We start from the raw sequence: 22,508 nt of genomic DNA, 5'->3' as shown, positions 1-22,508 counted from the left end.
CCTCGGCGGCGTCTACCGCAGCAGTACGCCGCCTCCCGCGTCCGTGTCCACCGGAGCCGCGACCAGGCCCAGTTCGGCCGGGGTCGCCAGCAGCGGGTGCGCGGGCAGGATCCGTACCGTGTAGCCGAAGGGTCCCGTACGGTCGAGGGCGAGCGGGCCCTCGTACACCCAGCGCCCCTCCAGGTCGGGCCCCGCGGCCGGCTTGAGCGGGAAGGTCCGCCCGTCCCGGATCACGTCCTGCGCGTCCACCCGGCCCGCGAAGGCCTGGACCTCCACGTCCTCGGGCGCGAGGGCGTCCAGCGACACCTGCACCCGCAGGGTGAGGGTGGCCCCGAGCTCGGCGGTGCCGTTCACGGGAGCCGCGGCCAGCGCCTCCACGTGCTCGACGGAGACCCGCGGCCAGGCCGCCCGGACCCGCCCCTTCCACCACGCGAGGTCGCGCGCGGCCCCGGCGTCCAGGGCCCGGTGGGCGAGCGCGGCCGGCGCGTACAGCCGCTCCACGTACTCGCGCACCATCCGGCCCGCGAGCACCTTCGGCCCCAGCGAGACGAGCGTGCGCCGGACCATCTCGATCCACCGCACCGGGAGCCCGGCGCGCCCGGCCCGGTCGTAGAAGCGGGGGGCGACCCGGCCCTCGATCAGCTCGTAGAGGGCGCTCGCCTCCAGGTGGTCGCGCCGGTCCTCGTCCGCGCCGAGCCCGTCGGCGGTCGGGATGGCCCAGCCGAAGTCCGGCTCGAACCACTCGTCCCACCAGCCGTCCAGCACGGACAGGTTGAGGCAGCCGTTCAGCGCCGCCTTCATCCCGCTCGTCCCGCACGCCTCCAGCGGCCGCAGCGGGTTGTTCAGCCAGACGTCGCAGCCCGGGTAGAGCTTCTGCGCCATGGCCATGCCGTAGTCGGGCAGGAAGACGATCCGGTGCCGCACCCGCGGGTCGTCCGCGAACCGCACCAGTTCCTGCACGAGCCGCTTCCCGCCGTCGTCGGCCGGATGCGCCTTGCCCGCGACCACGATCTGCACCGGCCGCTCCGGGTCCAGCAGCAGCCTGCGCAGCCGGTCCGGGTCGCGCAGCATCAGCGTCAGCCGCTTGTACGAGGGCACGCGCCGGGCGAAGCCGATGGTCAGCACGTCGGGGTCGAGCACGGAGTCCACCCAGCCCAGCTCGGCGGCGGCGGCCCCGCGCTGGAGCCACGAGGCCCGCAGCCGGTCCCGTACCTCCTGCACCAGCTGCTCCCGGAGCACCCGCCGCAGGTCCCACACGTCCTGGTCGGGGATCTCGGCGACGGCGTCCCAGCGGTGGGAGCCGCCGACCGACAGGGCGTCCTCGGTGCGGCCCGCGCCGATCTGGCGGATGCCGAGCCGGACCACCTCGGGGGCCACCCAGGTCGGGGCGTGCACCCCGTTGGTCACGGAGGTGATCGGCAGTTCGGCCGGGTCGAAGCCGGGCCACAGGCCGGCGAACATCTCCCGGCTGACCGCGCCGTGCAGGGTGGACACCCCGTTGGCGCGCTGGGCCAGCCGCAGTCCCATCACGGCCATGTTGAAGACGCCGGGGTCGCCCCCGGGATAGGTCTCGGCGCCGAGCTCCAGGATCCGCTCGACGGGGACGCCGGGCAGTTCCCCGCCGTCCCCGAAGTGCCGGGCGACCAGGGACCGCTCGAAGCGGTCGATGCCGGCCGGGACGGGGGTGTGCGTGGTGAACACGGTCCCGGCGCGCACCGCCTCGACGGCGGCGTCGAAGCCGAGTCCCTGCTCACGTTCCAGTTCCCTTATGCGTTCCAGCCCGAGGAAGCCGGCGTGGCCCTCGTTGGTGTGGAAGACCTCGGGGGCGGGGTGGCCGCTGAGCCCGCAGTACAGCCGGACGGCGCGGACACCGCCGATGCCGAGCAGCATCTCCTGGAGCAGCCGGTGGTCGCTGCCGCCGCCGTAGAGCCGGTCGGTCACCTCGCGGGCGACGGCGTCGTTGTCCTCGACGTCGGAGTCCAGGAGCAGCAGCGGCACCCGCCCGACGCGGGCCTGCCAGATGTGCGCGTGGAGGGCGCGGCCGCCGGGCAGGGTCAGCGAGACCCGGGCGGGGGTCCCGTCCTCCTGGCGGAGCAGGCCGAGCGGGAGCTCGTTGGGATCGAGTACGGGGTAGTGCTCCTGCTGCCAGCCGTCGCGGGACAGCGACTGCCGGAAGTAGCCGTGCCGGTAGAGCAGTCCCACCCCGATGAGCGGGACGCCGAGGTCGCTGGCGGACTTCAGGTGGTCCCCGGCGAGGATGCCGAGGCCGCCGGAGTACTGCGGCAGGGCGGCGGTGATCCCGAACTCGGGGGAGAAATAGGCGATGGCGGCGGGCAGTTCCGCGCCGTTCTCATGGCTCTGGTACCACCTCCCGCCGTTGACGTAGTCGTCGAGGTCGGCGGCGGCGACGGCGAGCCGCCGCAGGAAGCGGCGGTCTGCGGAGAGTTCGGCGAGGCGGGCGGCGGAGACGGCGCCGAGCAGCCGGACGGGATCGCCGCCGGCGGCCTGCCAGCCCTCGGGGTCGACGGATTGGAAGAGTTCACGGGTCTCGGTATGCCACGACCAGCGCAGATTGCGCGCGAGGTCGGTGAGCGGCAACAGGGGTTCCGGGAGGACGGGGCGCACGGTGAATCGACGGATAGCCTTCACACGTTCCACCTTCGCAGGGGATTGCGGATCGGAGCGGCCGCACCACGCTGTGCACCCGCGCATCACCCCGGGAAGGCTAGCGAGGCCCGCGTGTTCCGGCCATGGCGCCTCCGGCGGCGGCCGGCCGCCCGCCTCCCGCCCTCGTGCCGGAGCCTGCGGGTCCGCACCGGGCCCCTCCACCGCCGTGCATACGCCGTTCGCCGGGGTATCCGCGTCCAGAGGCCCTGTCTCCCGTCCACTCGTTCGGGCGGTCCGGGAGGGGCCCGGGAGACCCGTGGGACGGGTGGTGTCGGCCTCTACGTCACCTAGTACCGGCCGACTTGACGGAGCCCCGCCGGGATGTCGATCCAGGGCTTGGTATTACCCGTTTCACTACGTACGAGTAGTTAACCGAGCGCGCGGATTGGGCGGGACGAGAGTGGGAAGGGCTCCCCGGGTAGACGTGGTACAGCACGAGGCACCCGCCCACAAACCCTCTCCCCGCCACCCGAGTGAACGCGGACAGGAGCGGCCATGCCCGCAGCCCAGCCGTCTTCCGAGCGGCTAGAAACAGAGCGAACAGAGCGTGCACTACCAGTCGTGACTCCGACTGGCCTGTTGTCACCGAGCCCTGCGAACTGCCCCCAGGTGATCCCATCATGATCGGTCGCATTCCCGTGCTGGACGTCCGCCCCGCCGTCGACTGCGGCGCCAGACCCGCCAAGGCGGTCGTGGACGAGGTCTTCGAGATCTCGGCCACCGTGTTCCGCGAGGGCCACGACGCCGTCGCGGCACACATCGTCCTGCGCGATCCGAGCGGGCGGCTGCGGCCTCCCGTACCGCTGAGCGAGCTCGCCCCCGGCACCGACCGGTGGGGGGCCCGCGTCTCCGCCGACACCGAGGGGAGATGGACGTACACCGTCGAGGCGTGGAGCGACCCGGTGGCCACCTGGCGGGCCCATGCCGCGATCAAGATCCCGGCCGGCATCGACACCGGGCTGATGCTGCTGGAGGGCGCCGAGCTCTACGAGCGGGCCGGGGCCCGGATCACCAAGCGCGACGGCCGCGAGGCCGTGCTGGCCGCCGCCGAGATCATGCGCGACGAGGACCGGCCGGCCGCCGAACGGTACGCCGCCGCCCTCGACCCCGCCGTGGACGCGGCGCTCGCCAAGCGCCCGTACCGGGAGCTGGTCACCGCCTCCAAGCCGCTGCCGCTGCTCGTCGAGCGCAAGCGGGCCCTCTTCGGCTCCTGGTACGAGATGTTCCCGCGCTCGGAGGGGGCGGTACTGGAGCCAGGCGAGGCGCCGGTCAGCGGCACCTTCCGGACCGCCGCGGAGCGGCTGCCCGCCATCGCCGCGATGGGCTTCGACGTGGTCTACCTGCCACCGATCCACCCGATCGGCAGCACCTTCCGCAAGGGTCCGAACAACACCCTGTCCGCGGGGAGTTGGGATCCGGGCGTGCCCTGGGCGATCGGGTCGACCGAGGGCGGGCACGACGCCGTCCACCCGGAGCTCGGCACCATCGAGGACTTCGACGCGTTCGTCGCGCGCGCCCGCGAGCTCTGCTTGGAGATCGCGCTGGACTTCGCCCTCCAGTGCTCCCCCGACCACCCGTGGGTGGAGAAGCACCCGGAGTGGTTCCGCCACCGGGCCGACGGGACGATCGCGTACGCCGAGAACCCGCCGAAGAAGTACCAGGACATCTACCCGATCCACTTCGACACCGACATGGCCGGCATCGTCGAGGAGACCTGCCGGATCCTGCGGTACTGGATGGACCACGGGGTCCGCATCTTCCGCGTCGACAATCCGCACACCAAGCCGGTGGTCTTCTGGCAGAAGGTGATCGCGGACATCAACAAGTCCGATCCCGACGTGATCTTCCTGGCGGAGGCCTTCACCCGTCCCGCCATGATGCGCGCGCTCGCCGCGGTCGGCTTCCAGCAGTCGTACACGTACTTCACCTGGCGCAACACGAAGGCCGAGCTGACCGAGTACGTGACCGAGCTGTCCGGCACCGCCTCGGCCTCCGTCATGCGGCCGAACTTCTTCGTGAACACCCCGGACATCCTCCACGAGTACCTGCAGGACGGCGGCCGCCCCGCCTTCGAGGTCCGGGCGGTCCTCGCCGCCACCCTCTCCCCCACCTGGGGGGTCTACGCCGGCTACGAGCTCTGCGAGAACACCCCGGTGCGCCGCGGCAGCGAGGAGTACCTGGACTCGGAGAAGTACGAGCTCCGGCCCCGCGACTGGGAGGCCGCCGACCGCGAGGGCCGCACCATCGCCCCGCTGATCACCGCCCTGAACCGGCTGCGCCGCCGCAACCCCGCGCTCCAGCAGCTGCGCGACATCCACTTCCACTCGACCGACAACGAACAGGTGATCGCCTATTCGAAGCACGCCGGAGCCAATTCCGTACTGGTGGTCGTCAACCTCGATCCGCACCACACCCAGGAGGCGACGGTCTCGTTGGACATGCCGGTACTCGGCCTCGACTGGCACGAGTCCCTCGCGGTGCGCGACGAGCTCACCGGCGAGACCTATCACTGGGGCAGGGCGAACTACGTGCGCCTAGAGCCGGGCCGAACGCCCGCGCACGTGCTGGCCGCTCTGCGACCGTCCCCGCCCACCGGAGGGTCACCCACCACATGATGATCAACGATCCCGTCCACGACACCTTCGAGGACACCCCCGCCAAGGACCGCGATCCCGACTGGTTCAAACGGGCCGTCTTCTACGAGGTCCTCGTCCGCTCCTTCCACGACAGCAACGGAGACGGTGTCGGGGACCTCAAGGGGCTCACCGCCAAACTGGACTACCTCCAGTGGCTCGGCGTCGACTGCCTGTGGCTGCCGCCGTTCTTCGCCTCACCCCTGCGCGACGGGGGCTACGACGTCTCCGACTACACCTCCGTGCTGCCCGAGTTCGGCGACCTCGCCGACTTCGTGGAGTTCGTGGACGCCGCACACCAGCGCGGCATGCGCGTGATCATCGACTTCGTCATGAACCACACCAGCGACCAGCACGAGTGGTTCCAGCAGTCGCGCAAGGACCCCGACGGCCCGTACGGCGACTACTACATGTGGGCCGACAACGACAAGCAGTACCAGGACGCCCGCATCATCTTCATCGACACCGAGACCTCGAACTGGACGTACGACCCGATCCGCAAGCAGTACTACTGGCACCGCTTCTTCTCGCACCAGCCGGACCTGAACTACGAGAACCCGGCCGTGGTCGAGGAGATCATCTCCGCCCTGCGGTTCTGGCTGGACCTCGGCATCGACGGCTTCAGACTCGACGCCGTGCCCTACCTGTACGCCGAGGAGGGCACCAACTGCGAGAACCTCCCGCGCACCCACCGGCTCCTGAAGCGGGTGCGGGCCGAGATCGACGCGCACTACCCCGACACCGTGCTGCTCGCCGAGGCCAACCAGTGGCCCGAGGACGTGGTCGACTACTTCGGGGACTTCGCCAAGGGCGGGGACGAGTGCCACATGGCCTTCCACTTCCCCGTCATGCCGCGCATCTTCATGGCCGTGCGAAGAGAGTCCCGCTACCCCGTCTCGGAAATCCTGGCCAAGACACCGGCGATCCCGGACCGCTGCCAGTGGGGCATCTTCCTGCGCAACCACGACGAGCTCACCCTCGAAATGGTCACGGACGAAGAGCGCGACTACATGTACGCCGAGTACGCCAAGGACCCGCGGATGCGGGCCAACATCGGCATCCGGCGCCGCCTCGCCCCGCTCCTGGACAACGACCGCAACCAGATGGAGCTGTTCACCGCCCTGCTGCTGTCCCTCCCGGGCTCGCCGGTGCTCTACTACGGCGACGAGATCGGCATGGGCGACAACATCTGGCTGGGCGACCGCGACGGCGTCCGCACCCCCATGCAGTGGACCCCGGACCGGAACGCCGGTTTCTCCTCCTGCGATCCGGGCAGGCTCAACCTGCCGGTCATCATGGACCCGGTCTACGGGTACCAGGTCACCAGTGTCGAGGCGGCCATGGCGTCGCCCTCCTCACTGCTGCACTGGACCCGCAGGCTGATCGAGATCCGCAAGGCCAACCCGGCCTTCGGACTCGGCTCGTACACCGAACTGCCCTCGTCCAACCCGGCGGTGCTCGCGTTCCTCCGCGAGTACGGGGACGACCTGGTGCTGTGCGTGCACAACTTCTCGCGTTTCGCGCAGCCCACCGAGCTGGATCTTCGGTCGTTCAACGGACGGGTCCCGGTGGAGCTCACGGGCGACGTGCGCTTCCCGCCGATCGGTGAGTGGCCGTACCTGCTGACCCTGGCGGGACACGGCTTCTACTGGTTCCGGCTGCGGACCGAGAAGCGCGGCGGGCAACGCGGCGAGCAACGCGACGGTTAGCGGGCCGGCAGAGGGGCGGGCAGCTCGAATGGGTCAATCGCCCGCCCCTGTACGGACCATCCTGACCCGACACTCGCACATGCCGGAGAAGCAACTGCCGCGCATCCGGGACACTCTGCGCATTCTGTGACGGCCCGGGGAAAGGACGCGACGCCATGTCGGAGGCTGCATCCGCCCGGAACCGGCTGACGGCCGACCGGGCCGCCGGGATCGCCCCGCTGGAACCGATGCTGAGGGCCTGGCTGCCCGCTCAGCGCTGGTTCGCGGGCAAGGGCCGCACCATCAGCAGACTCAGGACCGTCTCGGCGGCCGAGCTGCTGCCGCCGGGATCCACCCCCGGGATGCTGCACCTGCTCCTCGACGTCGACGGGGACTGCTACCAACTGCTGCTGGGCATCCGCCCGTCCCTGCCGCCCGCGCTCGCGCCCACCCTGATCGGCCATGCCGAGGACGGCCCGTACGCCGGCCGGGCGGTCTACGAGGCACTGGGCGACCCGCGGCTCGCGGCCATGCTGCTGGAGCGGCTGCGCTCCCCCGGGGTGCTCGGCCCGCTGCGCTTCGACCGGGACCCGGCCACGCCGATCCCGGCGGGGCTCGCGCCCCGGCCGCTCTCGGGAGAGCAGACCAACTCCTCGTTGATCTATGGAGATTCGTTCATCCTGAAGGTGTTCCGCCGGGTCGGCCCCGGGGTCAACCCGGACCTGGAGCTGCCCCGGGCCCTGGCCGCCGCCGGCTGCGCCCGCGTCCCGGCCCCCGTCGCCTGGTACGAGGCCGAGCCGCCCGGGAGCGAGCCGCTGACCCTGGGCGTGCTCCAGCCGTACCTGCGCGGCTCCGACGACGGCTGGCAGCTCGCGTTGCGCCGGCTCGGCGCCGGGGACGACTTCACCGCCGAGGCGCACGCCCTCGGCCGGGCCACCGCAGAGGTGCACAGCGCGCTCGCCGCCGCGCTGCCGACCGTCGCGCTCGGCCCGGAGCAGACCGCCCGGCTGGCCGCCGGGATGACCGCCCGGCTGGCCGCGACCGCCCGGGAGGTGCCCGCCCTGCGGCCCTACGAGGCGGGGCTGCGCGGAGCCTTCGACGCGCTGGCCGCCTCCCGGGGGGCGGGGGTGCCCGCCCAGCGGATCCACGGGGACCTCCATCTGGGTCAGACCCTGCGCACCCTCGACGGCAGCTGGTCGTTGATCGATTTCGAGGGCGAGCCGGCCCGGCCGCTGGCCGACCGGCGCCGTCCCGAACCGGCGGTCCGCGACATCGCCGGGATACTGCGCTCCTTCGACTACGCCGCCCGTTCGCACCGGCCGTTCGCCCCCGCCTGGGCGGACGACTGCCGGGCCGCCTTCTGCGAGGGCTACGCCCGCACCACCGGCCGGGACCCCCGCGAGGATCCCGTACTGCTGCGCGCGTACGAGACCGACAAGGCGGTGTACGAGGCCCGTTACGAGTCCCGGCACCGCCCCGACTGGCTGCACGTCCCGATGGCCGCGATCCGGCGGCTCTCGGAACCCTCGCGATCCGCGCACCGCGTGCCGCCGACCCCGCCCGCCCCCGGTTCCATCACCCCGCATCCCCATCCCCGCCCGAAGCCCCCGAGGAGGCCGCTCGCGTGAGCGCCGCACGACAGCCGTCACCGACCGTCCGCGACGAAGCCGTACCCGCCCCGGCGGCGGCGAAGAAGCCCCGCGCGCCCCGGGCCCGCCGCGCCACTCCTGCACGCGGGGTCCGGCCGGCGCCCGCGCTCGGCGGTGACGAACGGGCCCGGCTGCTGGAGGGCCGCCACCACGATCCGCACGGGGTGCTGGGCGCCCGCACCGCGCGGGGCGGGGTGACGTTCCGCGTGCTGCGCCCCTACGCCAAGGCGGTCACCATCGTCGCCAAGGGGCTGCGGGCCGAGCTCTTCGACGAGGGCGACGGGCTGTTCTCCGGGCTGCTGCCGCTGACCGGCGTGCCCGAGTACCGGCTGCTGGTGACGTACGACAGCGACGAGATCGAGGTGCACGACCCGTACCGGTTCCTGCCCGCCCTCGGCGAGCTGGACCTGCACCTGATCGGCGAGGGCCGCCACGAGCAGCTGTGGACGGCGCTCGGCGCCCAGCCGATGGAGCACCAGGGCGTGGCCGGGACCCGGTTCACCGTGTGGGCGCCCAACGCCCAGGGGGTCCGCATCGCCGGGGACTTCTCGTACTGGGACTCCGTCGCCTACCCGATGCGCTCGCTCGGCGCGAGCGGCGTGTGGGAGCTGTTCCTGCCCGGTGTGGGCGCCGGTGCGCTCTACAAGTACGACATCACGCGCCCGGACGGCAGTCACACCCTGCGCGCCGACCCGATGGCCCGGTCCGCGGAGGTCCCGCCGGCGAACGCCTCGGTGGTCACCGCCTCCGCCCACGTGTGGCAGGACGCGGAGTGGATGGCGCGGCGCGGTGAGAGGCCCCCGCACCAGGCCCCCTTCTCCGTGTACGAGCTGCACCTGGCGTCCTGGCGGCCCGGGCTCTCGTACCGGCAGCTCGCCGAGCAGCTCCCCGCGTACGTCAAGGAGCTGGGCTTCACGCACGTGGAGATGATGCCCGTCGCCGAGCACCCCTTCGGTGGCTCCTGGGGCTACCAGGTCACCGGCTTCTACGCGCCGACCTCCCGGATGGGCACCCCGGACGACTTCCGCTTCCTCGTGGACGCGCTGCACCGCGCCGGGATCGGGGTGATCGTCGACTGGGTGCCCGCGCACTTCCCGCGCGACGACTGGGCCCTGGCGGAGTTCGACGGGCGGCCGCTGTACGAGCACCAGGACCCGCGCCGGGCCGCGCACCCGGACTGGGGGACGCTGGAGTTCGACTACGGCCGCAAGGAGGTCCGCAACTTCCTCGTCGCCAACGCCGTGTACTGGTGCGAGGAGTTCCACGTCGACGGGCTGCGCGTGGACGCGGTGGCCTCGATGCTCTACCTCGACTACTCGCGCGGCGAGGGCGAGTGGGCGCCCAACGAGCACGGCGGGCGGGAGAACCTGGACGCGGTGGCGTTCCTCCAGGAGATGAACGCCACCGTGTACCGGCGCTGCCCGGGCGTGGTGACGATCGCGGAGGAGTCCACGGCCTGGGACGGCGTGACGCGTCCGACGGACTCGGGCGGGCTCGGCTTCGGCCTGAAGTGGAACATGGGCTGGATGCACGACACCCTGCGCTACATGTCGAAGGAGCCGGTGCACCGCAAGTACCACCACCACGACATGACCTTCGGGATGATCTACGCCTTCAGCGAGAACTACGTGCTGCCGATCTCGCACGACGAGGTGGTGCACGGCAAGGGCTCACTGGTGTCCAAGATGCCCGGCGAGGACTGGTGGCAGAAGCGGGCCGCGCACCGGGCGTACCTCGGCTTCATGTGGGCCCACCCGGGCAAGCAACTGCTTTTCATGGGGCAGGAGTTCGCCCAGGGCTCGGAGTGGTCGGAGGCGTACGGGCCGGACTGGTGGCTGCTGGACGACTCCTACGCGGCGGCCGGTGACCACCGGGGCGTACGGACCCTGGTGCGCGACCTGAACCGTACGTACACGGCGGCGCCCGCCCTGTGGGAGCGGGACACCGTGCCGGAGGGCTTCGCCTGGGTGGAGTCGGACGCCGCGGACGACAACGTGTTCGCCTTCCTGCGGTACGCGCAGGACGGTTCGCAGCTGCTGGCGGTGTCGAACTTCTCGCCCGTGGTCCGGCACGGCTACCGGATCGGCGTGCCGGAGGAGGTGCCGCTGTGGCGCGAGGTCCTCAACACCGACCTCCAGGTCTACGGCGGCAGCGGCGTCCACCACACGCAGCCGCTGCGGGCGGAGCCGGTGCCGGCGCAGGGCCGCCCGGCCAGCCTGCGCATGACCCTCCCGCCGCTGGCGACGGTCTGGCTCAGGCCCTAGTCAGCTCCTCCTCCGGCGACGATCTGCTTCACGGGCTCGCCGTCGCGGAAGAGGAGCAGGGTCGGCAGGGACAGCACCCCGTACCGCGTGACGGCGGCGGGGTTGCCGTCCGCGTCGATCTGCACGGCCTTGAGCCGGTCGGCCTCCTGGGCGGCGACCGCGGACAGCACGGGCGCGATCTGGCGAGGCAGGGGCCGCACCCGGCGGTAGAGGAAGCGGAAGGGGGCCCTCGCCACCCCCGTGCGCGAGGGCCCCTCAGATAACCACGTACGGAATAGGTGTCCGGTTCATCTTGTGTGGAGGGTGTGACGACTCTTGCGTCGGCGGGCATTGGCTGGAACCGTACTCATCACAAAGGATCTTCGAGTTCACCGGTTACCGGACAGTCGCCCAGAAACCCGACGAAAGCCCTTATCTCCATAGGACTTTCCTACGAGGTATGGGCTTGTTTGTTTGGTCTGTAGGCGCCGTCGCCCGGCCACTCCTACGGTGTGCGGTGTGCACTCCAGCCCACCTTTCAATGCCCCCGCCGCGCGTCGTCTGCGCGCGGCCCTGGGCATGGCTCCCGGACATGTCGCCTACGGCCTGCGCGCCCAGTACGGACTCGTCGTCGCGCCCGAGACGGTGATGGCCTGGGAGCGTGGCGAGATATCGCCCTCTTCGGTCGAACTCACGGCGCTCGCGGGCGTGCTCTGGTGCGCTCCCGGGGAGCTGCTCGCCGAGCCGGTCACCCTGCGGGAGCACCGGATGTCCCGGGGGCTCGCCGCGGACGAACTGGCCCGGCGGATCGGCCTGGAGACGAACTCGTACCAGAAGATGGAGGACACCGGGCGCTGGAAGGGCAACGAACGGCAGTCCGCCGCCCTCGCCTCGGTGCTCGGTCTGACGCTGGCCCAGTTCGTGACGGCCACCGGCAAACAGGAGGAGCTGGCCGACCTGCTGCGCAGTGCGGTGACCACGCGCTGGCAGGCGTACGTGAAGCCGCTCGGCAAGCTGCTGCCGATCCCCAAGGCCAACCTGGAATGGGTGCTGGAGCAGCTGCACGGCGACTACCAGTCGCGGATGGTGGCGACGCTCAGCTGGGGCGGCGGCGGGGGCGAGGCCGGCAGCGGCGACGCCGGCCGCGAGTTCCTCGTCGAGATCGTGGACCGCTTCTGGCAGCTCGCGGGTGGCACGACCTAGGCCACTACGAGGGCAGCGGCGCGTGGACCACGGTGGCCGCGCTGCCGGCGGCCGCCAGGTCGTTCCTGAGCCGGTCTGCGGTCTTCCGGTCGCCCACCAGGACGGTCGGCGGGGCCGGGCACGAGGCGATCGCGGTCTTCAGGTGGCCCAGCGACGCCTGGTACTCCTCCTCCCCGGCCGTCGCGGGTCCGCCGACCTTGACGTAGAAGACCTCGTACAGCCCGACCATGGTGCCGGCCTGGTGGGTGAGGATCTGGGCGAGGAAGGTCGACCTCAGGTTGAGGTAGGCGTCGTTGCCGTACAGGGCGATCACCGGGGAGGTGACGCCGGGCAGGTCGCGCCCGGTGAGGGCGGCGGCCGGCGGGCCGATGTCGCCGCTCTTCGCCTCGCCCCGGCTCCACTTGAGCAGGGGGCTGCCGTACCAGGCCGAGGGGTGGCCCCAGCCGGAGGGCACGCCCCACTGGACGCCGCCGAAGAGCGCCAGCGCCGCGGCCGCCGCGAGGCAGGAACGCAGCAGGAGGTCCGCGCGGCGGCGCAGCGCCGGGCCCGTCGTCCCGCCGGCGGGCGGCAGCATCAGTCCGATCAGGCCGAGCGAGAGCAGGGCGATCACCAGCCCGGCGGCGGTCAGCTTCTCGAAGTAGTACGAGTAGTAGCCGATGGTGTGCTTCTGCCAGGCGCCGAAGACGCCGATCAGCGCGGCCCCGCCGAGGACGAGGGCCAGCAGCGTCCGCCCGGTGCCCGTCCGGCGGTTCACCGGGAGGGTGGCCGCGACCACGGCGAGCAGTCCGAGCCCGATGAACACCGGGCGGTCGGGGATGACCATCGGGCCGGCCAGGTTCGAGGTCTTGGCGACGTCCAGCTTGGTGAGGACGGAGAAGGCACTGGGCAGTCCCGCCACGAGAGTGGCGGCCGCCAGTGCCCCGAGGACCGGGATCCACCGCCCGGCGAACCGGCGGCGGTGGACGAGCAGCACCGCGACCAGGGCGATGCCGACGAGGGCGCCGTAGAGGTTGTAGACGTAGGTGACGGCGATCAGGCCGGCCGCCGCGAGGAGGACGAACTCGGTGCGGCCCGCCGCGGGCCGCACCAGCAGGGCCAGGGCGACGGCCAGGAACAGCAGGCCGACGGTCTCGGAGTCGAAGCCCCGCTCGATCAGCTCAGCCATCGATCCGGACATCATCACCGCGGCGGCGGTGGCGCAGACCGCGGCCGCGCGCCAGCCGCGCAGGCGGGGGCCGCCGATCCAGCGGGCGGCCCAGACCAGCGCCCCGCAGAACAGTGCGTAGGCGGCCAGGACGTAGAGGAAGTACCGGTTCGTCATGGCGAGGGCGGAGCCCGCCTCGGCGGAGGAGGTCACCAGGGCGTCGACCCAGGCCAGCAGGAAGTGGGAGCCCTGCGGGTAGACCGCCTCGGACGGCGTCATCATGTACGTCCGGGCGGCGTCCTGGTGGAGGAAGGCGTAGCCGCCGACCTGCCGGATGCCGGTGAAGTACGAGAAGTGCCCCATCCGGTCCTCGGACGTGACGAAGTAGGCCAGCCGGTCGGCGGCCGACTTGCCGGCCACCGGGTGGTGGACGTAGTGCCAGACCACGGCCACGGTGCCGGCGACCAGCGCGTCCGAGCCGCGCAGCCGCAGCGGGACGCCGGGCCGGCGGCGGGCCAGCCAGCCGGAGACGGAGGCGACCGTCAGCAGCAGGCCGGCTCCGGGCACGGGGGCCAGGCCCCACGGCCAGACGGAGAAGAGCAGGCCGAAGCCCATCACGGCGCCGCAGAGCAGGAAGGCCGCGACCACGAGACGGTCGAGCAGTCCGCCGCCGACCCGGATCAGGGCGGCGGTCGTGAGGACCAGGACGGGGAGGAGCAGCACGTCGAGGGCGACGGCGTGGAGCAGCAGCGGCACCGCCCAGGACGCGGCGAGGGCCGCGGCGAGGACGGTGGGGCTGCGCCGTGCGGCAGGGCCGGTGACCCGGGGTCCCGGTGGGTTCTCGACCGGTTCGGCGGTCCGGACGGCGGAGCTGGTCGCCACGGGAGGGGGGCACCTTTCCATCGAGTGCGTGCGAGCGGAGGAGGGGGCCCGGCGTGCGGGCCCGGTCCGTCACGCGACTCGGCCGGCCGGTCCCCCGGCCGGAATCCTAACCACCGGGGACCGGGGCGCGGAGGCGCGGAGGCACGGAGCGGCCCCGGAGGGCCGGCTGCGGGGCCGTCCGGCGGGAAAGCGGGGCCGAAGGGCCCGGCCCGGCAGGGGCGGAGGTCCCGGCCGGGCGGATCAGAAGACGGACTCCGCCTCGTAGATGCGGTCCTCGGGGACCGTCTTCAGCTCGGTGGTCGCGGAGGCGAGCGGGGCCATCACGATGTCGGTGCCGCGCAGGGCGGTCATGTTGCCGTAGTCGCCGCGGTGGACGGCCTCGACGGCGTGCCAGCCGAAGCGGGTCGCGAGCACGCGGTCGTACGCGGTGGGCACGCCGCCGCGCTGGACGTGGCCGAGGATGACCGGGCGGGCCTCCTTGCCGAGGCGGTGCTCCAGCTCGATCGCGAGGCGGTTGCCGATGCCGGCGAAGCGCTCGTGACCGTACTGGTCGATGGCGCCCTTCTCGTACGGCATGGAGCCCTCGGCCGGGTGCGCGCCCTCGGCGACGCAGATGACGGCGAACTTCTTACCGCGGGAGAACCGTTCTTCCACCATCTTCACCAGGGCGTCCACCTCAAAGGGACGCTCCGGCAGGCAGATGCCGTGGGCGCCGCCGGCCATGCCGGACTCCAGAGCGATCCAGCCCGCGTGGCGGCCCATCACCTCGACGACCATCACGCGCTGGTGGGATTCGGCGGTGGTCTTGAGGCGGTCGATGGCCTCGGTGGCGACCATGACGGCGGTGTCGAAGCCGAAGGTGCGGTCGGTGGAGGAGATGTCGTTGTCGATGGTCTTGGGCACGCCGACGACCGGCATCCCGGCGTCCGACAGCATCCGGGCGGCGGTCAGGGTGCCTTCGCCGCCGATCGGGATGAGGGCGTCGATGCCGTAGCGCGTCGCCAGTTCGGCGGCGTTCTCGGCGGCCTCGTGCAGGCGGGCGCGCTCCATGCGCGCCGAGCCGAGGATCGTGCCGCCGCGGGCGAGAATGCCGCTGACGGCATTGATGTCGAGGGGGCGGAAGTGGCCGTCGAGGAGGCCCTTGAACCCGTCCTCGAAACCGATGACCTCGTCCCCGTGCCCGACCAGGGCGCGGTGTACGACCGACCGGATGACAGCGTTGAGCCCCGGACAGTCGCCGCCTGCGGTGAGAACTCCGATACGCATCGTGCTGTGTCTCCTGCCGTACATATGAAGGGCGTAATGGTGAAGCCTGTCCGATTGTTCCACGGGCCCGGGGTGCCGCGCGTTCTGCGCCGCTCCGGTTCCCGGGCCTTTCGACCCTCCTGGCCAGGCCCTTTCCCGGGGGGCGCCCTATCTATTGGCAGAGGTATTGTCAAGAGGTCAAGCCAGACCAAACAGATATCCACAGCATGGGACGGAGTGCGGGCGTGACGCGCAGCGTGTACGTGACCGGTATCGAGCGGGGCGACGGCCGCCAGGTCGTCGAGCTGGGGATCATGGAGCTCCTGACCCGGCAGACGGGCCGGGTCGGCGTCTACCGTCCGTTGCTCCACGACGGACCGGACCGCCTCTTCGAGCTCCTGAAGGCCCGCTACCGGATCGAGCAGGACTCCGCGACGGCGTACGGGATGGAGTACCAGGAGGCCTCGGCGATCCTGGCCGAGAAGGGCACCGACGAACTCGTCTCCCGGCTGGTCGACCACTACCACCGAGTGGCCCGCGACTACGAGGTCATGCTCGTCCTCGGCACCGACTACGCGGAAACCAACCTCCCGGACGAGCTGGCGCTCAACGCCCGCCTCGCCAACGAGCTGGGCGCGCTCGTCGTCCCCGTCGTCGGCGGCACCAAGCACCACGCCGAGGCGGTGCGCGCCGAGGCCCGCAACGCCTACCGGGCCTACGAGACCCTCGGCTGCCACGTCGTCGCGATGGTCGTCAACCGGGTGGCCCCGGAGGACCGCGACCTCATAGCCGAGCGGCTGGCCGCCCGGCTCCCCGTGCCCTGTTACGTGCTGCCGGACGACAAGTCGCTCTCCGCCCCGACCGTCGCCCAGATCACCCGGGCGCTCGGCGGCGAGGTGCTCCTCGGCGACGAGGCCGGGCTGGCCCGCGACGCCCTGGACTTCGTCTTCGGCGGTGCCATGCTGCCGAACTTCCTGAACGCCCTGACCCCCGGATGCCTGGTCGTCACTCCCGGGGACCGCTCCGACCTGGTCGTCGGCGCGCTGGCCGCGCACACCTCCGGCACCCCGCCGATCGCCGGTGTGCTGCTCACCCTGAACGAGCGGCCGAGCAAGGAAGTCCTGGCGCTCGCCTCGAAGCTGGCCCCGGGCACGCCCGTGGTGTCGGTGGCCGGCAACAGCTTCCCGACCGCCGCCGAACTCTTCTCGCTCCAGAGCCGGCTGAACTCCGCGACCCCGCGCAAGCTGGAGACCGCGCTCGGCCTCTTCGAACGGCACGTGAACACCGGCGAGCTGCGCGACCTGCTCTCGGTGGCCCGCTCGGAGCGGGTCACCCCGATGATGTTCGAGCACGAGCTGCTGGAGCGGGCCCGCTCGGAGCGCCGCCGCGTCGTCCTGCCCGAGGGCACCGAGGAGCGCGTGCTGCGCGCCGCGGACGTGGTGCTGCGCCGGGGCGTCTGCGACCTGACCCTGCTGGGCGACGAGCAGGCGATCCTGAAGAAGGCCGGCGACCTCGGCGTCGACATCTCGGGCGCGCAGCTGATCGACCCGGCGACCTCCCCCCTGCGGGAAGGTTTCTCCGAGTACTACGCCAAGGTCCGCGCCCACAAGGGCATGACCGTCGAGCTCGCCAACGACGTGGTCACCGACGTCAATTACTTCGGCACTCTGATGGTCCAGCAGGGCCTGGCCGACGGCATGGTCTCCGGTTCGGTGCACTCCACGGCGGCGACCATCCGCCCCGCCTTCGAGATCATCAAGACCAAGCCGGAGGCGTCCATCGTCTCCTCGGTCTTCTTCATGTGCCTGGCCGACCGGGTCCTCGTCTACGGCGACTGCGCCGTCAACCCGGACCCGAACGCCGAGCAGCTCGCCGACATCGCCGTCCAGTCGGCCGCCACCGCCGCCGCCTTCGGCGTCGACCCGCGGATCGCGATGCTCTCGTACTCGACCGGCACCTCCGGTTCGGGCGCGGACGTGGACAAGGTCCGCAAGGCCACCGAGCTCGTCCGCGAGCAGCGCCTCGACCTCCAGGTCGAGGGCCCGATCCAGTACGACGCGGCCGTGGAGCCCTCGGTCGCCGCGACCAAGCTGCCCGGATCGCAGGTGGCCGGCCGCGCGACGGTGCTGATCTTCCCCGACCTCAACACCGGCAACAACACGTACAAGGCCGTGCAGCGTTCGGCGGGCGCGGTGGCGGTCGGCCCGGTGCTCCAGGGCCTGCGCAAGCCGGTGAACGACCTCTCGCGCGGCGCGCTCGTGCAGGACATCGTCACCACCGTGGCCATCACCGCGATCCAGGCGCAGGGCGGGCCGTCGTCCGCGGCCACCGCCTGATCCCCTCCCCACCCCGCCGCCCGAGACAAGGAAAGACCCTCATCGTGACCGCTTCGCGCGTACTCGTCCTCAACTCCGGCTCCTCGTCGGTCAAATACCAGCTCCTCGACATGGCGGACCGGTCCCGGCTCGCGGTCGGCCTGGTGGAGCGGATCGGCGAGGAGACCTCGCGGCTGGTGCACGAGCGGATCACCGGGGACTCGGCCCCGGACGCCGCCGGCGGCAAGCGCGAGAGGCTCGGCCCGATCGCGGACCACGAGGCCGCGCTGAAGGCCGTGGCCGCGGAGCTCGCCGCCGACGGGATGGGCCTGGACTCCCCCGAACTGGCCGCGGTGGGGCACCGGGTGGTGCACGGTGGGACGCGCTTCACCCAGCCGACCGTGATCGACGACGAGGTGCTGGCGGAGATCCGGAACCTGATCCCGCTGGCCCCGCTGCACAACCCGGCGAACGTGACGGGCATCGAGGTGGCGCGCTCGCTGCGCGCGGACATCCCGCAGGTGGCGGTCTTCGACACCGCCTTCCACTCGACGATGCCGGAGTACGTGGCGCGGTACGCGATCGACGCCGCGACGGCCGACGCGTACTCCATCCGGCGGTACGGCTTCCACGGCACCTCCCACGCCTACGTCTCCCGGGCGACGGCCGCGCTGCTCGGCAGGCCGGTGGAGGACGTGAACGTGATCGTGCTGCACCTGGGCAACGGCGCCTCCGCCTCGGCGGTCCGGGGCGGCGTGTGCGTGGAGACGTCGATGGGCCTGACCCCGCTGGAGGGTCTGGTCATGGGGACCCGTTCGGGCGATATCGATCCGGCGGTCGTCTTCCACCTGGCGCGGGTGGGGGGCCTCTCGGTGGATGAGATCGATTCGCTCCTGAACAAGAAGAGCGGTCTGCTGGGCATGTGCGGCGACAACGACATGCGCGAGGTGCTCCGGCGGGCGGGCGAGGGCGACGAGGCGGCGAGCCTCGCCTTCGCCGCGTACGTCCACCGGCTGAAGAAGTACATCGGCGCCTACTCGGCGGTCCTGGGGCGGGTGGACGCGGTGGCGTTCACGGCCGGGGTCGGCGAGAACGCCCACCAGGTCCGCGAGGCCGCGCTGGACGGCCTGGCCGAGCTGGGCCTGGCGCTGGACCTTCAGGCCAACGCGGCGGGCTCCCCGGAGCCGCGGCTGGTCTCGGCGGAGTATGCACGGGTGGCCGTGGCGGTGGTCCCGACGGATGAGGAACTGGAGATCGCCACCCAGGCGTACGCCTTCGTTACCGTTGCTCAGTAGCCGCGTCTTGGACTTTCCGCCAGACGGAATATTCCGCTACGAAACAAACCGATAGGATCCAGTCATGCGCCGTTCCAAAATCGTCTGCACGCTGGGCCCCGCCGTCGACTCGTATGAGCAGCTGAAAGCGCTCATCGAGGCAGGTATGAACGTGGCCCGATTCAACTTCAGCCACGGATCCCAGGCAGAACACCAGGAGCGGTACGACCGCGTCCGGCAGGTCTCCGAGGACACCGGGCGCGCCGTCGGCGTCCTCGCCGACCTCCAAGGCCCGAAGATCCGTCTGGAGACCTTCGCCGAGGGTCCCGTCGAGCTGGTGCGCGGTGACGAGTTCACCATCACCACCCAGGACGTCCCGGGCGACAAGTCCATCTGCGGCACCACCTACAAGGGCCTCCCGGGCGACGTCGCCAAGGGTGACCAGATCCTGATCAACGACGGCAACGTCGAGCTCCGGGTGACCGAGGTCGAGGGCCCCCGGGTCCGGACCATCGTCATCGAGGGCGGTGTCATCTCGGACCACAAGGGCATCAACCTGCCGGGTGCCGCCGTGAACGTCCCCGCCCTGTCGGAGAAGGACGTCGACGACCTGCGCTTCGCCCTGCGGATGGGCTGCGACATGGTCGCCCTGTCCTTCGTCCGCGACGCCAGCGACGTCAAGGACGTCCACAAGGTCATGGACGAGGAGGGCCGCCGGGTCCCCGTCATCGCCAAGGTGGAGAAGCCGCAGGCCGTCGAGAACATGGCGGCCGTGGTCGACGCCTTCGACGCGGTCATGGTGGCCCGTGGCGACCTCGCCGTCGAGTACCCGCTCGAGAAGGTCCCGATGGTCCAGAAGCGGCTCATCGAGATGTGCCGCCGCAACGCCAAGCCGGTGATCGTCGCGACCCAGATGATGGAGTCGATGATCACCAACTCCCGCCCGACCCGCGCCGAGGCCTCCGACGTCGCCAACGCGATCCTCGACGGCGCGGACGCGGTCATGCTGTCCGCCGAGTCCTCGGTGGGCGCCTACCCGATCGAGACCGTCAAGACGATGTCGAAGATCGTCACGGCGGCCGAGGAGGAGCTCCTTTCCAAGGGCCTCCAGCCGCTGGTCCCGGGCAAGAAGCCCCGTACCCAGGGCGGCTCCGTCGCCCGCGCGGCCTGCGAGATCGCGGAGTTCCTCGACGGCAAGGCGCTCATCGCCTTCACCCAGTCCGGGGACACCGCCCGCCGCCTGTCGCGCTACCGCTCCACGCAGCCGATCCTGGCCTTCACCACGGACGTGAACACCCGCAACCAGCTCTCGCTGAGCTGGGGCGTCGAGTCGTACGTCGTCCCGCACGTGGACAACACCGACGCGATGGTCGACCTGGTGGACGGCGAGCTGCTCAAGCTCGGCCGCTACAACGAGGGCGACACCGTGGTCATCACCGCCGGCTCGCCCCCCGGCGTCCCGGGCACGACCAACATGGTCCGGGTCCACCACCTGGGCGGCGACGCCGGCCGCGACTGACGCCGCCGCACCGCCTGAAGCCTGGACTCTGCCGCACAGAGACCGAGGGCGGCACCGCGGATCCGATCGGGATCCGGGGTGCCGCCCTCGGTGTGTCTCCGGGTGACCGTGTTTCCAGGTGACCTGTTCCAGGTGAGCGTGTTCCAGGTGAGCGTGTTCCAGGTGAGCGCTGCCGTACGGGACTACTCCGGCGGGCCGATGTAGTTCTTCAGGCCCGGGACGGTCAGGGTGCCGCCGAACTGGCCGGCCTGGATGACCTTGACGTCCGTGAAGAACGCGAACGGGACGTTCAGGGGCGGCGGGCTGTTCGGGGTGAACTCGATCGGGATCAGCCCGAACAGGTTCCCCTTGAGGCTCTCGGTGTACATCGTCACCGTGCCGCCGCGGATCTTGGACGTGGAGCCCGGACGGGACTTCAGGTGAGCGACGTTCCCGTCCTTGCCGACCGTCTGGTACAGGTCCTTGATGTCCAGCGAGTCCGCGGTGAACTTCAGGACCTTCTTGATCTTGCCGCTGCCGGTCTTCACCTCGACGATGCCGTGGTAGTCCAGGCCGTAGAGGGTCAGCAGCGAGCTGTCGAGGTACCAGGGCTCGTCCGGCAGGAGCGGGATGCCCTGCTCCAGCTCGGCGTCGGCCAGCGCCTTGGCGTCGTAGGTCGGGCAGGGGAAGGGTTCCTTCCCGTCCGGGTCCTTCGACTCCTCGGGCTTGGCCTCTCCCTTGTCCTTGTCCTTGTTCTCGCGCTCGCCCGCCTTGCCCGTCTCGTCCTTCGGGGTCTTCGCGGTGTCCTTGACCTCGTCGGACAGCTCCGAGACGTCGACGCCCGACTGCTTCGCCGCGTCCCGGATCGCGTCCGCGGCCGGGTCCGGGGTCGGCTTGGCGGTCGTCGAGGGCGTGGGGGTGGGCGTCGGGGTCGTCTTCGGCAGGCCGTCCTTGAGGGGCCGGCCGAGCTCGTCGACGAGGCCCTTGAGCGCGTCGCCGACACCCAGCGGGTCCAGCGGGTTCGTGCTCTTGGTCGGCGTCGGGGTGGCGGCCGGGGCCGTCTCCTGCTTCGCCGGGGGCTGGGTCGCCGACGGCGAGGCGCTCGTCTTCGGCTTCGGCTTCGCGGCCGCCGACGCGGACGGCGAGGGCGTCGCGCCGGGCGAGGTGCTCGGCGAGGGCGTCGTCGACGGCGTGGGGGACGGCGACTTCGACTCGGACTCCGCGGGTTGGTCGGACCGCGTGACGCACGGGCCGGGCGCGAAGGGGATCTCCTTGTCGTCGGCCACGGCCAGCTTCGGCGCCATGCCCATCCCGACGAACACGGCCGTCGGCATCGCCGCGAGCGCCATCGTCTTGCCGACGGGTATCTGGATCTTGTTCAGCAGCGACTTCCTGGGCGCCGCGTGGCGCGGCCCCTTGGTCTCCCGGGACTCTGCGCCTGGGGCCACGCCCCGCTGCGTCTCGTCACCCCGCACTGTTCCTCCCGCCATCGGCGTGGGCAGTCGTCTCGCTCGCGTGTGCCGGCATTTCCGTTTCGCGCTGCCCCGGGAAGTCCTGGAGACCCGCCATCGCCTCCGCCTTGGCCATGTCCAGCCCGCCCTGGCGCTGGTCGGCCGGCTCCTCGTCCCCCGGCTGCCCGGGGACCCAGGCCAGCGCGAGCGCGCCGCCGATCAGGGCCGGTACGAAGCCCAGCCCGAAGCCGCCGAGGTTGGAGACCGGCAGCGAGACCAGAGCCAGCAGGATCGAGGCGACACCGGCGAAGACCCGGATGGCCTGCTGGAACCAGAGAGCCAGGCCCAGCGTGATCAGCAGGACACCGATGATCAGCGCTCCGGCGCCGCCGGTGGTGGCCATCGCGAGGCTCAGGTTGCCGAGCCGGAGGTCCGCGTACGGGAAGTACGCGATGGGGAAGCCGCTGACGAACGTGAACAGCCCGGCCCAGAAGGGACGGCGCCCTCGCCAGGCGTGGAATTGGTACCACGCCACGGTGAGCCAGGCGTCGTCTTCAGCGCGAACGTAAACCGGGGCCTGGGGGTTCATGGACAACAGCTCCCTGGAAACGGTGGT

Annotated in this window: 13 protein-coding genes and 1 pseudogene; 8 read left to right on the top strand and 6 right to left on the bottom strand. The window is 71.5% G+C overall.

Features of this window, described 5'->3' with window-relative positions:
* Window positions 1–12: 12 nt before the first annotated feature.
* Window positions 13–2,649: an alpha-glucan family phosphorylase gene (gene glgP, locus IF88_RS0106675; protein WP_030708238.1), complete on the bottom strand. Its 2,637-nt coding sequence runs from the start codon at window positions 2,647–2,649 to the stop codon at window positions 13–15.
* A 638-nt stretch (window positions 2,650–3,287) separates the two neighbouring features.
* Here glgP and IF88_RS0106670 point away from each other — a divergent pair.
* The 4 genes from IF88_RS0106670 (at window position 3,288) to glgB (ending at window position 10,901) form a co-directional block, all read left to right on the top strand.
* Window positions 3,288–5,282, top strand: a complete 1,995-nt coding sequence (locus IF88_RS0106670; protein ID WP_030708236.1) for an alpha-1,4-glucan--maltose-1-phosphate maltosyltransferase — start codon at window positions 3,288–3,290, stop codon at window positions 5,280–5,282.
* The gene (gene treS, locus IF88_RS0106665) at window positions 5,279–7,009 is read left to right on the top strand and encodes a maltose alpha-D-glucosyltransferase (protein WP_030708234.1); all 1,731 of its coding nucleotides are present in this window, start codon (window positions 5,279–5,281) and stop codon (window positions 7,007–7,009) included. Before IF88_RS0106670 ends, treS begins: the two co-directional genes overlap by 4 nt.
* Window positions 7,010–7,164: 155 nt before the next feature.
* The gene (locus IF88_RS0106660; RefSeq protein WP_063754751.1) at window positions 7,165–8,616 is read left to right on the top strand and encodes a maltokinase N-terminal cap-like domain-containing protein; all 1,452 of its coding nucleotides are present in this window, start codon (window positions 7,165–7,167) and stop codon (window positions 8,614–8,616) included.
* The gene (gene glgB, locus IF88_RS0106655; RefSeq protein WP_030708230.1) at window positions 8,613–10,901 is read left to right on the top strand and encodes a 1,4-alpha-glucan branching enzyme; all 2,289 of its coding nucleotides are present in this window, start codon (window positions 8,613–8,615) and stop codon (window positions 10,899–10,901) included. Before IF88_RS0106660 ends, glgB begins: the two co-directional genes overlap by 4 nt.
* On the opposite strand, the pseudogene IF88_RS47680 reads toward glgB, so the two are convergent.
* Window positions 10,898–11,160: pseudogene (locus IF88_RS47680) on the bottom strand (thioredoxin family protein). The gene glgB and the pseudogene IF88_RS47680 overlap by 4 nt on opposite strands.
* Window positions 11,161–11,399: 239 nt before the next feature.
* Between IF88_RS47680 and IF88_RS0106645 the strand changes: the two are divergent.
* On the top strand, window positions 11,400–12,083 hold the full coding sequence (locus tag IF88_RS0106645) for a helix-turn-helix domain-containing protein (protein WP_078892744.1): 684 nt from the start codon (window positions 11,400–11,402) through the stop codon (window positions 12,081–12,083).
* A gap of 4 nt (window positions 12,084–12,087) precedes the next feature.
* Here IF88_RS0106645 and IF88_RS0106640 read toward each other — a convergent pair whose 3' ends face one another.
* Together IF88_RS0106640 and IF88_RS0106635 are read right to left on the bottom strand one after the other, a co-directional pair.
* Entirely contained in the window at window positions 12,088–14,109 is a 2,022-nt protein-coding gene (locus IF88_RS0106640) for a hypothetical protein (RefSeq protein WP_030708226.1), read from the bottom strand.
* Between the two features lie 240 nt (window positions 14,110–14,349).
* Window positions 14,350–15,375, bottom strand: coding sequence for an ATP-dependent 6-phosphofructokinase (locus tag IF88_RS0106635; protein WP_030708224.1), 1,026 nt, complete (start codon window positions 15,373–15,375; stop codon window positions 14,350–14,352).
* A 224-nt stretch (window positions 15,376–15,599) separates the two neighbouring features.
* Between IF88_RS0106635 and pta the strand changes: the two genes are divergently transcribed.
* From pta to pyk, 3 genes are all read left to right on the top strand, one after another.
* Complete coding sequence (gene pta, locus IF88_RS0106630) at window positions 15,600–17,690, top strand: phosphate acetyltransferase (RefSeq protein ID WP_030708222.1); 2,091 nt, start codon at window positions 15,600–15,602, stop codon at window positions 17,688–17,690.
* 44 nt (window positions 17,691–17,734) lie between these two features.
* On the top strand, window positions 17,735–18,964 hold the full coding sequence (locus IF88_RS0106625) for an acetate kinase (RefSeq protein WP_030708220.1): 1,230 nt from the start codon (window positions 17,735–17,737) through the stop codon (window positions 18,962–18,964).
* Window positions 18,965–19,028: 64 nt separating this feature from the next.
* Complete coding sequence (gene pyk / locus IF88_RS0106620) at window positions 19,029–20,462, top strand: pyruvate kinase (protein WP_030708219.1); 1,434 nt, start codon at window positions 19,029–19,031, stop codon at window positions 20,460–20,462.
* 182 nt (window positions 20,463–20,644) lie between these two features.
* Here pyk and IF88_RS0106610 read toward each other — a convergent pair whose 3' ends face one another.
* Together IF88_RS0106610 and IF88_RS0106605 are read right to left on the bottom strand one after the other, a co-directional pair.
* The gene (locus IF88_RS0106610) at window positions 20,645–21,916 is read right to left on the bottom strand and encodes a hypothetical protein (RefSeq protein WP_030708217.1); all 1,272 of its coding nucleotides are present in this window, start codon (window positions 21,914–21,916) and stop codon (window positions 20,645–20,647) included.
* Entirely contained in the window at window positions 21,906–22,481 is a 576-nt protein-coding gene (locus tag IF88_RS0106605; RefSeq protein WP_030708215.1) for a DUF6114 domain-containing protein, read from the bottom strand. The genes IF88_RS0106610 and IF88_RS0106605 overlap by 11 nt, the downstream gene beginning before the upstream one ends.
* Between the last annotated feature and the right edge of the window lie 27 nt (window positions 22,482–22,508).

The sequence above is a fragment of the Streptomyces sp. NRRL F-2580 genome (assembly GCF_000720115.1).
Classification (GTDB): domain Bacteria; phylum Actinomycetota; class Actinomycetes; order Streptomycetales; family Streptomycetaceae; genus Streptomyces.
This window is presented reverse-complemented; position numbering and strand designations above follow the sequence as displayed.